Here is a 13,198-nt window from a genome sequence, read left to right on the forward strand (position 1 = left end):
TTTAATGAGTTTTAGTTAGGAGGCAAGGTGCTGTGCGTAAGGTGAGTTAATAAATAAAATCTAAGCCGAAATGAAATTGAACTAATAACAGCAATCAAAGAAAAGAAAGTCATTTACATTGGACTTGATAGCTTAACCAACCCCAATATAGCACAAGCGATAGGTAAGGCTTTTTTATCAGATCTGGTATCTACCGCAGGGAAAATCTATAAGGAAAGCAATGCCAATTACCGTTTAAACCTGCATTGTGATGAGCTATCAGAGATTATTCAGGATTCATTTGTGAAAATCCTCAATAAAGCAGGTGGTGCAGGTTTTCAGGTAACTGCGTACGCTCAAACCATACAAGACATGGAAGTAGCTCTTGGCTCAAAAGCCAAGGCAGAAGTTACGGAGGGTAATTTTAACACGCTGGTCATGCTTAGGGTTAAAAATGAAGAAACAGCTAATTTATTGGTTAAAATGCTACCTCAAGTAGGTGTCATTGACCACACGCAAGTTTCCATGGCAAATGACACCCCGCATGGGGATGATGGGGTTTATTTTAATACGACCAATGAAGATAGGGTTCAAACATCCTCTGTACCCATGATTGATGTGAATGATATTATTTCTTTGCCTAAGGGACAGGCTTACATTTTGGTTAATGGTGGAGAATTGTTTAAAATAAGAATCCCTTTGTCGATAATTGAGACATTAATCCCCGCCAATGCAGGACAAATTATAAGCAGAATTAATAAAATCAAATACACTTGATCTGTTTGAGATCAATATGGTATCGTATATAAAGTTAGTGTTTTTTTATTCAAGGAGAGAATATGAAGCCTTGTGGTTTTGCAAATGAACAAATTAGCAGAGAACTTAATGATAGAAAAAAATTATTAAGAGATACCGTAAGACAAGCAAATCAAAAATACGGATATGGCTTATTATTAGAGGCGAAAAAATTGTTTAGAGATTCTCAACGCCTTGCCTTATATGTTAACTCCGGATTGAAAGTTATAGTACAAAATGAGGAGTCTGATTTTATTATTCATGGGCAACTTGGACAAAGGATAAAAAAAATAGATTCTTTGTTAGGGTTAATATAAAAATCTTAATCTGTCCGAGCACCATCAAACCGCAGAATATCGGCCGGCAGATAGTTCGCTATGATTAAGCGAACTATCCCAGTAGGCAATAAGACGACAACATTTTATTAGGTTTTTGTCATTATTTTTCGACTTGCAGCTTGATAGATTTCTGGTTTATCGTCAATTAAATCAATCTTATATAGTCTTCGGTCTAATAGCATTAGAAATGTCATTTCGTGTCCCTTTTCAATTGTTATTACATTGCTATCAAATGAATAACCAATTTTTCCATCAGAGCACATATTCTTTAATTTTGCCAATGAAATGTCTTTAAGATCACTCCTACTTGCTAATGAAGCAACCAACCTCATTGCACGTTTATGAGTAGATATAAATTCTTGAAATGTATCAAAATTAATAAAAGGAATCTCATGCGAAATTTCTTGCAAATTTTTTATCGAAGAAGCAGAAATTTGCTCATCTAACCCTGATACGAAAACAAATCCACTGGGGCGCCAAATATATACTTGATTGTCAAAAACTACGAAATCAAAATCATGGTCTAATTTAAATACTCGATCAGGAACCATTCTTAATGAATCATCGCAAATTGCAACCAATTGTTTTTTTACTTCTCCTTTAAAATAAGATGCTTTTCTAAATGCCAAAAGTTTATTACCTCCATCATCATGGAAGATTCCAAAATAACAAATTAACTTTTGTGGTTCATTTAAAGCCTTAGAATTAATTCTTAAATTATCAGATTTATATACCCGACAATGTTTTAAAACATATTCTGAGTCTAAAGGGATTACAAGCCGCTCATTTGTAGCGTATTTATCAGCTGGATCGAATATATCCAATGCTTCACCATTTATATTTAACCAATCCATTGTTTGAATCAGCATTTCTTTTAGTGCATTTTGGACACTAACATCGCTCGGGACTATATAATATGATTCTTCTATTTCATCTACGCAAACCCCAAACTCCGTAGTTTCAATTTTATTAAAGTTAAATGGCATAAAATATCTCACTTTTCCTTTTCTATGTAGACAGTATTACTTAGCCTATAAGCATCTATGCTTTGGCCATCCATTAGGTATCTGCGTTTGCTCAATAAAATAAAAGGTTCTTGTGAACCTAATTGGTCATCTTTACTAGGATTGATTGTATATACGCGGTACCCAAATATTGCAAACACTAAATTCATGTAGTGCATATCCAAATGCCAAAATAAAAAGATAATGAACATTAAAGCTAACAATGTGGCTATAACTTCTCTTTCAACTTGTAAATTTGCAGTGTACAACGGAAGCATTATTGCAAATAAATAAATCAATATATGGTCTTTACTGTCATCCACATGATTAGTTTTTTTTACTTGCAGATCATTATTTTTTTTAGCAATTTGAATACGACAATAAAGAATTCCGGTAGGGATAACAATAAAACCTATACAAATTGGGATGAAGTATTTATCTGTAATTAATGAGGTTCCACGAACAGCCCATAATATGAATAAAGGAGACATGCTACTTAATACCATCATTAATCTTGTAAACTGCAAACCCTCGATTTTTTTTGTAGCCATATTAACCCCACTCAGAGAATATTTATTTCATTTATCCATGGTGTCTTTTATCCCTGAAACTTAATTATAGAACAAATTGGAATAATATCGCTATTTCATTGGTATATCTGCGTCACTGCAATTTATTAGCAGTGACGCAGAACAGAACCATTGATTTTACATAGTAAAATCAACACATTAAATAATTTTGTCCTGTCGGGCAGTATCCGACAGGACAAAATATTCTTATTAAATCGCTTGCCTGGCAAGCACCATTTTGATAGTTTTTAGTCAAGCGTAACTGATGAGCCTGGGAAGTTCAGGCGAAACCTTAATGGTCTTACGCTAAGCCACCTTGTTCCCTAACCCAGTGGCTGGACGTTCAAGTCGGGAAACCCTTCATGGATAATCTGCTTTTCAGCAGGGTAAGTATCTTAAACACTTACTGTCATCACCACTTCTGTAATGACCAGGAATCAGGGCAAAACCTTGCTTTGTCAATTCATTAATCTGTTAAAACTAAAAAGGAGAAAGCACCAAAAAAACCTGTTGTAAACCGGCAATATCGTTTGCCTTATAACGATTGATTTGCCCCCAACTAGAGCCTAGTGGCGCAAGCCTGGTATCGCTTTTGAGTGAGCCGCTCGATCAACACTAAACCAAAATCAGGGCAAGTACTTTTTAGAGTAGAAAAAATGCGTAAACAGTCTTTGAGACAAACTGCCAACCGATACTTACAAGCGGACATTCGGGGCAGCTTCAAGGATAAAAAACATTGTGCGTTCGTCATTCATAAAATGATTGATGATTTATTTCTAATTGGTGATGTTCCTCAATCATGGCATGTTCTAAAAAAACATCACATAGAAAAGCTGATTGAATTCTGGCAGAAAAATAAAGTTAGACCTGCAACGGTCATGGACTATATGACAACAATCAGAAGATTTTTGCTGAGCATTGATTGCCATTTATCTGATATAGACAATAAAAGCCTTGGGCTATCCCGGCAACGTAATACCCGAAAATCAAAGAAAATAATACCAGACATCTGGGCTGAAATTACCCAGCCAATTGCAAAAATTATTATGGGGATGCAAACAGAGTTTGGTTTAACCTTTAGCGAAGCAATTCAAGTGATTCCTGGCGTTCATACAAGAGATGAGAAGCTATGGATTACTCGGGAAATTGCTTTTAATTCAGAAGACAGAACAATCCCCTTTCGTAATAAAAATCAAACGCACATTCTCTCTGCGTTAAGTAACTACGCTCAGAGCAACCAATGCTTGCTTCAATTGCATGATTATGACGATATCCTCTCGCAATGGCGTATGGCATTAAGTGCCATGAAGTTGTCAACAAACAAAACCTACCGGTATCTTTATGCAAGACAATTAAAAAATGAGCTTTTACCTATCCTTGGTAATTACCAAACTGATTGGCTTATCCGAGATGAAATGGGGATTAAATCACGTAATACCTTATGGGCGTACATTCATGAGTAAATCAAAACTGAAAAGCGCCCAATACTCCATAAATGAATGTGTTAAAAACATTAAAGGATATTCTTTTGCCAGCAAAGCAGACATGCGTCACATGCTGAACCGATGCATCAAAGATTTACATGAACAAGGATATAAATTGGGGCATCTTAACGGCCTCAAGCCAAAACATATTTATATTCTGATTGAACTATGGAAGGCTCAAGGTAAAAGTACCGCCACTATCAAAAATTACATGGCAAAATTACGTAAAGTTGGTGTTTTGCTGGATAAGCCTCAGCTCGTTAAACCTGGAAACGATACTTATCAAATAAACAGACGTAGCTATGCACCGACTTATAACAAAGCTATCCATCAAACCGATTTTAGCAAATGTGCTGATCCCCTAATTCGCCTGTCACTCGAAGCACAATCCTTATTTGGCTTGCGCCGTGAAGAATCCATTAAATTGATAATCAGCGAAGCATGGCAAGGTAATAACCTAAAAATCAAACCGAGCTGGACTAAAGGAGGGATTGGACGAACATTAGATATTACGAATGAAGAACAACGCCAATGGCTGTCAAATGCAATGCAACAAATACCTCAGGGTCTTTCATTAATCCCCGTAGACAAAACCTACAAACAACATCTTGGCCATTATCAAAAGCAGATAAAACTGTTGGGGTTAAGTAAATGTCATGGCTTACGCCATGCCTATGCTCAAAGAAGATACCGTGAGTTAACACAGCAATTTGATAGCAATGGTAAAGGACTGGCTTGTCCAATAAATGGCGGCCTGTCTTCAAGACAACTCAAAGGTATAGAGCGAGAATGGGATCGCAGGGCAAGGGAAATAATAAGCCGCGAGCTTGGACATGCTCGTATCGCTATAACAAAAATTTACTTGGCCTAGAAATATTTGATATCAATCAAGTTCAATGAGCCACATGCTCAAATACAGCATTGATTTTCATATTTTGTCAGTTAATATCAATAAAACACAACTGACGAGCTTGTGAAATTCAAGCGAAACCATTAGGTCTTGTGATACACCATCTTTTCCCTAATTTTATGGTGGAGCGTTTAGCCGGGAAATCTCAGGGATTCATTGTACATCACACGATGCAACAATTTTTTCATACTTATGGACAGTATCCATGACCGTTGGTCAAGGATAACTGTTGAATTTTATTCTTTAACAATCTGGCAAATCAACTCAAAGGTAGTGTTCTTTGATTTTGTAATAACTCAGCGGGAAATAACCTTTCCTGTTTGGGCAAGGTCATTCCCTTTTTAATTTAAGGAGAATCACCATGCAAAAGCAAAATCTGGTTCAATTGGAAATTGAGCATTTACTTCACGAACTAACCTGCTGCATCAATGACTTGCAAGCCTACAGGAGGCAGTTGTCCATTGATGATGTGCAACAGGCGGATATTAGTTTACAAAAGTTAAATGCTTTAATTACTAATGCTCAGTATCAGACAAACTCTGTCAGATTTTCTATTGTGTAAATCAGTACTAACTTAACCCGCTACAGGGGGGCATCTCTCCCATGTGGAGCTTGCTCTCCTAAACAAGGAGAAATTTTATGGATACCCCTACCTGCCTCGCTTCCTACAATCGAGGCATTTTGTATGGACAATGGATTGATGTCGATCAAAGCGTTAGTGATATTTATGATCAAATCAAGAAAATACTTGCAGGAAGCTCTGTTAAAAATGCTGAGGAGTGGGCAATCCACGACTACGAAGGTTTTGGTGAAATAAGACTTAGCGAATATGAAGATCTGGAAACAATCGTCAAATACGTTGAGTTTATTATGGAACATGAAGAACTGGGGCAAGCTTTAATAGCTGATTATGGGATAGAGGAAGCGCAAACGATGATGGCAGACCATTACCACAGTTGCTATAACTCAGAAGTTGATTTTGCCCGATATGTTCTGGAGGAATACCACAGTAATCCAATACCGGACAATTGGCTATGTTATTTCGATTATGAGGCGTTTGCCCGTGATTTATTTATCAATGACTTTTGTTCTGTTGAGGTTGATGGAAATACCCATGTTTTTTCCTATCATTAAGTCCCTTATTGGGACTTAATTTATAAAAATTTCATCAAATTAGATTTAATTGGCTATTTACACTAAAATATTACTTCTATTGGAAATTTCACAAAAACCAATTTTGAACAAATAATTTACATAAAAGACCAATTTGTCTATAATTAATACAAAAGGTAACGGGCACAGCTATGAACCTAACAGCAATCATTGAGAAAAGCGAATGTGGTTTCTCAGCATATATAGAACAGATATCAGGGGTAAATACCCAAGGGGAAACTCTCGAAGAAATTCGTGATAATCTCAAAGATGCCTTATCTATAGTTGCAGATTTAAAAGGAATTCATAATTATAAAATTTCCAGGGAAGTGATTCTTGATAAGTCGACGACAGTTCATAAAACATGTTGAACACCACGGTTGCTCACTGTTAAGGCATGGTAATAAACATGACATCTATAAAAATGATATTAGTCCAAGTTTAATATCAAGTATACCTCGCCACACTCAAATAAACCCATATACAGCTAAAGGCATATGTCGAGATCTTGGGATTCCCCAGTTTTAAAAACAAATAGGAACTCTACCCATTTTGCGTTGTAATGGGTGTAGCCAAATAAATCAAAAAATTTAAAAGTGTAGCCAGAAGTGTAGCCAAGAATTTGAATTAGGAAAAATGGATTTTATATTTAACAGGCAACTCACTGATTTTAAAGGGGATTTGATGGTCGGGACGGAAGGATTTGAACCTTCGACCACTAGCACCCCATGCTAGTACGCTACCAGGCTGCGCTACGCCCCGATTGGTAGAGAATAATATCTAAGTCGGGTTCAAATAACAAGTATATTGAGTGAGAATATAATAGGTAATTGAATCCGGGGGTTGGTTTCCTGGATTTTGCATTACTGCTTTTACTTCACATCATGCGGCTTAACCAAGCGACAAAACATATTCATCATGGCGATTTGCTCGATGTTATTCGGCACGGTCTCCAGTAATGCTGGGGAGTAGACGACAATCACCAAACATTGTGCTCTTGAGATGGCGACATTAATCCGGTTTTTATCAAACAAGAAATTTAAGCCTCGTGGTGACTCATTGGCACTACTTGCGCACATACTTAAAAACACCACCGGAGCTTCTTGTCCCTGAAATTTATCGACACTGCCAGCTTTTGCCTTATCCCCTAATGCAGCTTTTAATTTATTCACCTGATGGTTGTATGGCGCAACATAAAGGATATCGTCCCAATCAATCAATTTAGTCATCCCTGTTTTCGTTTGCAGTGTTCGTCCTAATAATTCTTTAGTCAATCGAACGATGTGCTCAACCTCTTCATCGCTGGCCTGGGTATTGCCTTCATGGGATACTGGTAAGGTAATAATTCCAGCTTCCGTATTCAACAAGCCTTTATAATCGCTTGGCACAAGAATTCTTTGCTTGTCATTATCGGCCGCGGTTTCGAGTTTTCCTTCATAAATTGCTTCACTGATAAACTGGTTTACCGCTGAATGCATGCGGTAAGTTGTTCCTAGAAACACGCCCATGGAATCGGGAATTGTAGGAGTAGTGTGTAATAAATAATCCAGAATAGATAAGCCACTGTCTTCTGGATGACTGCCTTGCGAAGGCTGTCCTAATTGCATTTGATCGCCCATTAAAATGATATTGCTGGTTGCCCGGCTCATGGCGATTAAATTAGCCACACTAACCTGCCCTGCTTCATCAATAAACAGATAATCAAAGGCATGTTCCAGTTCATCACGAGCAAAACCCCAGGCAGTAGCTCCCACAACACAGCCCGGTTTGATAAAGTCCAGGATGTTTTTAGTTTCTAGTACCTCGATATCCAATGCATCGATTGCAGAGTCCGTGGCACGGGTACAGGCAAAATGTCCTCTAATCCCCTCGTCACGACAGTATTCAGCAGTATTGATTAATAAATTATTAATCGCTTTATGACTATTTGACGAAATACCTACTTTTTTCCCGCGTTTGATTAACTCAGCGATAAGATGCTGTCCGGTATAAGTTTTGCCCGCACCGGGAGGGCCTTGAATGGTAAGGTAGCTGTCATCCAAATGCACAACAGCTTTAATTATTTGCTGCAAACGTTCTTGTGGAATATGGCTTGGAGCTATATCCTGCCCTGCTTCATGACCGCTTATCCTGGGAATAGCTCTGGATAGAAAATCCACCAATGCCGATTTTTTTAATGCCCCAGTGGCAAACGCCTCTACCTGTTTGCTAATTGCTTCGGGAATGGGTTTTGGATTAACGAACTCATCCGGTATCAAAGTCAGCGCATCATGAAGTTCATTCTTTAATTGCAACGCAATAATCCCATGCTCTACATCGCTGTCTTCTGCGTAATGATGGGCTTTTAGATTCTTCCCCTCATCCGTTTCCTGACCCAGAATATAATAATCTTTGGCTCCGCCTTTAAACTCCTGATTGGGGTCAAAGGAATATTCATACACCTCGTTTTTGGAACGTGGCGTAGGTTTATATCCCGGCTTCACAGTGCGCTGGCAGTAGGCGACACAATCAATATCGTGTAATAACTCTTCATCACTTAGACCAAGACGGTCAAATAACCGCCAAAAAACAGGTTTTGCTTCACGGCGATGAAATTCTAATGACCACGCTAGAACTGAATTAATCCGGGCTAATTGCTCCTGTCCTGCACCACTTAATTGCTCCGCTTGAGCCAGTAAAGTGTCTCGTAATTGCATACGATCAGCAATTTCTTCTTTGACCTCATGTTCCGTCATTTCCGTTTTACCCAGATAGGAAATGCTTTTATTCAATTGTTGTGTTCTTAACCAAACAGCTAATTCATGAGTGGAATTACAGTCATCAATATTGTATTCACGAATATCATTTAAAATTTTGGAGGTTTGCCAGCTATCACCATCAGGGTTTTCTCGCCAATGCTCATAAACAACGACAGAATCACCGCCAGAGCCTACTTCAGTCTCTCGTTTGCCACGATAAAGATGCTCCACATTTTTAATCGAATAACGTGGCTCTCCTATGATTAATGCGCCCTTCACTATTTTATACAAGTCGACAAATACTTCATTTCGTAATAATTGATCTACTTCATATTCACACACCCCGTATTTGCCCATTAATTTGCGACAAGCGGAAATTTCATAAGGTGCGTAATGATAAATATGCATGGCAGGCTCATCCAGCCATCGTCGATAAACCCAATCGATAAACGCTTTGAAGCTGGCTTTTTCCTCTTCGTGAGTATGAGCCCAAAAATCTTTATATTGCCGCTCTCCCTGTTCATTAAACCAGGTAACGCCCCATAAGTATTCTAATCCCCCCTCTTCAAGAGGAAACCCCTCTAAATCAAAATAAACATCCTGATTTGATGCCGGTGGAAGTAACGCTAATCCTTGTTTTTTTCCTGGCTCCTGGGGAATTAATTGGTAGAGAGGAATCTCCTTGCCTTCACTTTGTTTTTGAATTTTTGCCTGTAGTTTTAAGCGTTCAAAAAGTTCAGGTTTAATTCCTGGAATCATTTTGCCCTCATAATGTGCCAGAGTGCTCATAGTAGTAATGCCAGCCTTGGCTAGTTTTTTGATTTGCCCCGAAGTAATGGTAGCAACCTGAATCAAATGATCTGCTTGTTTTAATAACTGTTCCGCATGAGAGCCCCATCGCCCCCAACTTCTTGATGCCGCAGGATCTGGACAATTGCTCGCAGTAAAGCGCTGATGAGTCGATAAAAACTGTGCTTTAAGATGCTGGTAAAAATAAAAATACTCAGCCGTTCGATAACGTTTGTATTCTTTATTACCCAGAATAACCGTAACGTATTCTGGTTTTTTATCCTGAATTAATTCCAACATTTCAGCATAACAACATAATTGAATTAGAAAAGAAGGTTTTGCTGATTTAGCCAATTTAGTGTCGTATAACTCATAATGATAAGTCCCTAAACGACTAGCCCCTTCGGTCTTAACCAAAAAGTCAGCATAGCCTTGAAACGGAGCAAGTTCTAATCTGGCTTGATAAATTACATCAACGCCCCACTGCATTGCAGCCAAAGTTTCGTTGAAAGGCTCACTAGCATGTTGGATATGAGCAATAGTCAACCCTTGCTCTTGAAAACCATTCAGAATCTCAAGCTCATGCTGGTTTCCTAACCCTTGCAAAACCTCCCCTAAAGCATCTTGTTCATCCGGAATTGGTAATCGTTCGGGGTGAACCAGGGCCAGATGCTCCATCCAGGAAGCAAAAGGACTTTCCATAAATTGAGTTACATCTGATGGAGAAAATACAAATTGACTGGATTCGATATGCATGGTGATGACATTATTATTTGACTCTTGAATAAAAGAATTTTAGGTTTTATTGCCACAAAGAGACAGCTTTAGTTTTATTATTTATCCAGAATAGTGATTCAGCTTACCTATAGAATAGAAAATAGCTGAGATAAAGCCTCAAAAAAAATTGAATCAAGAGGCTTTACTAATTATTACTAAAAAGAGTGTTTTATTCTTTGAGCTTCAAATTTTGAATGAGCTATTTGAATGTAGCGATTGCAAGTAGTTAACTCGGCATATTGCAAAGCAGAAACAGCGCTATCCAAATTTTTTTTAGCCGCGAAATACGCATCGCCAACCATCCAGTTTGCTGCCATTTCAATTTGAGAGGAAGCCAGAACGAGTTTTTCTACACACACTTTTTTTTCCTGGCTCGAAACTAAAGATATAATAGTTTCAGCCAAATCACGACTTTTTACAATCAATGTTTCTTTACTTTCATAGTGAGCATTAGCATTTAAAGCTAAGACCGATAGACTTAGAATTAAAACTCCCTTTAATCTCTTAACCATATATACTCCTGTAATGTTCTGAAAAAACCTTCCTTATTGAATATCCTTAAACAATTAATGGTAAATCCAGAGTATGATCCTGTCCCATGTCATTTGATTTTGGTAGCATCCCCTAATCCGAGAAATTGTTCCTGTTTCAAATTAGCGCGACGTACCACGATAATTCGGCCCAGTCATTTTGCCACACTTTATCAGACGTTTACATTTTTGCACTTAACGCCATAGTAACTAATAAAATTGGCCTCGCAGTTCTTCTATCCGAAGACAGAAGAACCCAAATCGAACCACTACGATTAAATAATTCACCGATGGTATGCAAAACTGAGCTGATAAAATGAGCCTCTAACCAAATGCATTAATTCCTGTTATGTGCCTTCCCAAAACAAGAGTATGGACGTTATCAGTCCCCTCATAAGTAAAGACCGACTCTAAATTAAGCATATGTCTTATGACATGATACTCCAGGCTAATACCATTTCCGCCCATTAGATTCCTACATTTTCGAGCTATGTTCAATGCCTCACGGCATGCATTACCTTTAGCCAAAGAGATCATCGTTGGCGTTTCGCGGTGCTGATCTTTCAAACGGCCAATTTGTAAATTCATGCATTGCGCCTTGATAATTTCAGTGTACATATCCGACAAGTCTTTTTGAATAAGCTGGAACGATGCTAATGGTTTATCAAATTGTTTGCGCTCGACAAGATAATTACGTGCAATATCAAAACAATCCATTGCCGCCCCCATTGCGCCCCATGCTATTCCGTACCGCGCCTGGCTTAGGCAACCTAAAGCAGCCCCCAACCCTTTTTCAGAACCAGGCAGTAGATTTTCATCAGGAACAAAAACATTATCAAACACCAGCTCACCTGTTATGGAAGCACGTAGAGACATTTTTAATTTGATCTCGGGACAACTCATTCCTTTCGATTTGGTATCAACGATGAATCCTCTGATTCCAGCGTCCGTTTTGGCCCAAACGATGGCAATGTCAGCAATGGGGGCATTGGTAATCCACATTTTTGCCCCATTCAATCGCCAGCCGCCTTCGACTTTTTTAGCATGAGTACGCATGCTTGCAGGGTCAGATCCTGAATCTGGCTCAGTTAAACCAAAACACCCGATTACCTCTCCTGCTGCCATCGCCGGTAAATAACGCATTCTTTGTTCTTCATTACCGTATTTGAAGATAGGATACATACATAAAGAGCTTTGCACCGACACAAAACTACGCAAGCCACTGTCACCTCGCTCCAGCTCCTGACACACCAAACCATAGGAAACATAAGATGCTTCAGAACCGCCGTATTGAGCAGGTAAAGTAAGACCTAATAAACCCAGTTCAGCTGATTTTTTTATAAGTTCCCGAGGGAACTCGGCATGCTCAAAAGATTCAGCCATTAAAGGCATGACATCATTGCTAACAAAACGCGCAACACTATCACGTATCATGCGCTCATCATCATGCAATTGTTCATCAAGAAATAACAAGTCGTCCACTTTCCTTCTCCCTTTTATCTGACTGTAATGCGACTACCGCCTCTACGATACTTTCCTGACTGGGCAATAAATATTGCCAGGCAGTTCCTAAAGGAATAAAACAATCTTTCCCGGTTATCCGTTTTATTTTCAAACCGATTGCTGCTTCTTCCATCAATAATGTAACTAATCCTTCACTAATTGACCCACTTTGTCTCCCTTCATCGACAATTAAGACTCGTTTTGCTTTGGCTACTTCTTTTAAAATAGCCTCTTTGGGTAGCGGGCTAAGCCAGCGTAAATCAACGATCTTAACGTTAATATCGTGATGTTCTCGCAACACTTTTTCTGCCTGTCGGGATAAATAATATCCATTGGAATAGGTTAAAATAACCGTGTCTCCTTCACCAAATACTCCGACGCTACCTGGAGCAATCTGTTCATCAGGTGCTGGATAATCAAATAACCAGCCGTTGTCCCCCGGAGCATGTAAATCTTTTGTCATGTATAAAGCAATAGGTTCCAGAAACACAACCACCCGACCTTCCTGATGAGCCATTCGCATACAGGTTCGTAACATCCGTGCCGCATCAGGCCCATTAGAGGGGCAGGCTACAATAACACCCGGTAAATCACGCAAAACAGCAATGGAATTATCATTATGAAAATGAC

Annotated in this window: 13 protein-coding genes, 1 tRNA gene and 1 pseudogene; 8 read left to right on the forward strand and 7 right to left on the reverse strand. The window is 38.7% G+C overall.

The annotated features are described in order from the left end of the window. Positions 1-72: 72 nt before the first annotated feature. Together Q0495_RS15800 and Q0495_RS15805 are read left to right on the forward strand one after the other, a co-directional pair. A pseudogene (locus Q0495_RS15800) lies at positions 73-756 on the forward strand (TraM recognition domain-containing protein); the annotation flags it as partial. Between the two features lie 62 nt (positions 757-818). Beyond that, positions 819-1,091: a hypothetical protein gene (locus Q0495_RS15805; RefSeq protein WP_298628027.1), complete on the forward strand. Its 273-nt coding sequence runs from the start codon at positions 819-821 to the stop codon at positions 1,089-1,091. A 107-nt stretch (positions 1,092-1,198) separates the two neighbouring features. Here the strand turns inward: Q0495_RS15805 and Q0495_RS15810 are convergent, their stop codons facing one another. Both Q0495_RS15810 and Q0495_RS15815 read right to left on the reverse strand, forming a co-directional pair. Further along, a complete protein-coding gene (locus Q0495_RS15810) occupies positions 1,199-2,098 on the reverse strand; it encodes a Kiwa anti-phage protein KwaB-like domain-containing protein (RefSeq protein WP_298628030.1) in 900 nt (299 codons plus the stop codon). Between the two features lie 8 nt (positions 2,099-2,106). Then, the gene (locus tag Q0495_RS15815) at positions 2,107-2,667 is read right to left on the reverse strand and encodes a hypothetical protein (RefSeq protein ID WP_298628032.1); all 561 of its coding nucleotides are present in this window, start codon (positions 2,665-2,667) and stop codon (positions 2,107-2,109) included. A gap of 674 nt (positions 2,668-3,341) precedes the next feature. On the opposite strand from Q0495_RS15815, the gene Q0495_RS15820 reads away from it, so the two are divergent. The 6 genes from Q0495_RS15820 (at position 3,342) to Q0495_RS16875 (ending at position 6,759) form a co-directional block, all read left to right on the forward strand. Continuing rightward, positions 3,342-4,148: a phage integrase N-terminal domain-containing protein gene (locus tag Q0495_RS15820; RefSeq protein ID WP_298628034.1), complete on the forward strand. Its 807-nt coding sequence runs from the start codon at positions 3,342-3,344 to the stop codon at positions 4,146-4,148. After that, positions 4,141-5,040, forward strand: a complete 900-nt coding sequence (locus Q0495_RS15825; protein WP_298628036.1) for a phage integrase N-terminal domain-containing protein — start codon at positions 4,141-4,143, stop codon at positions 5,038-5,040. The genes Q0495_RS15820 and Q0495_RS15825 overlap by 8 nt, the downstream gene beginning before the upstream one ends. Before the next feature lie 400 nt (positions 5,041-5,440). Further along, positions 5,441-5,641, forward strand: a complete 201-nt coding sequence (locus Q0495_RS15830) for a hypothetical protein (RefSeq protein WP_298628038.1) — start codon at positions 5,441-5,443, stop codon at positions 5,639-5,641. A gap of 77 nt (positions 5,642-5,718) precedes the next feature. Further along, a complete protein-coding gene (locus Q0495_RS15835; protein WP_298628041.1) occupies positions 5,719-6,213 on the forward strand; it encodes an antirestriction protein ArdA in 495 nt (164 codons plus the stop codon). 170 nt (positions 6,214-6,383) lie between these two features. Next, positions 6,384-6,602, forward strand: coding sequence for a type II toxin-antitoxin system HicB family antitoxin (locus Q0495_RS15840; RefSeq protein WP_298628043.1), 219 nt, complete (start codon positions 6,384-6,386; stop codon positions 6,600-6,602). Then, the gene (locus tag Q0495_RS16875; RefSeq protein WP_367274450.1) at positions 6,568-6,759 is read left to right on the forward strand and encodes a type II toxin-antitoxin system HicA family toxin; all 192 of its coding nucleotides are present in this window, start codon (positions 6,568-6,570) and stop codon (positions 6,757-6,759) included. Before Q0495_RS15840 ends, Q0495_RS16875 begins: the two co-directional genes overlap by 35 nt. Before the next feature lie 157 nt (positions 6,760-6,916). Here Q0495_RS16875 and Q0495_RS15845 read toward each other — a convergent pair. The 5 genes from Q0495_RS15845 to Q0495_RS15865 form a co-directional block, all read right to left on the reverse strand. Further along, positions 6,917-6,993, reverse strand: a tRNA-Pro gene (locus Q0495_RS15845). A 110-nt stretch (positions 6,994-7,103) separates the two neighbouring features. Continuing rightward, positions 7,104-10,514, reverse strand: coding sequence for a TM0106 family RecB-like putative nuclease (locus Q0495_RS15850; protein WP_298628045.1), 3,411 nt, complete (start codon positions 10,512-10,514; stop codon positions 7,104-7,106). 176 nt (positions 10,515-10,690) lie between these two features. After that, positions 10,691-11,047, reverse strand: coding sequence for a hypothetical protein (locus tag Q0495_RS15855; RefSeq protein ID WP_298628047.1), 357 nt, complete (start codon positions 11,045-11,047; stop codon positions 10,691-10,693). 342 nt (positions 11,048-11,389) lie between these two features. Continuing rightward, a complete protein-coding gene (locus tag Q0495_RS15860; protein ID WP_298628052.1) occupies positions 11,390-12,499 on the reverse strand; it encodes an acyl-CoA dehydrogenase family protein in 1,110 nt (369 codons plus the stop codon). 25 nt (positions 12,500-12,524) lie between these two features. Beyond that, the coding region (locus Q0495_RS15865) for a transketolase C-terminal domain-containing protein (protein WP_298628050.1) at positions 12,525-13,198 on the reverse strand (674 nt) is incomplete at its 5' end.

Source organism: uncultured Legionella sp. (assembly GCF_937871865.1).
Classification (GTDB): Bacteria; Pseudomonadota; Gammaproteobacteria; order Legionellales; family Legionellaceae; genus Legionella.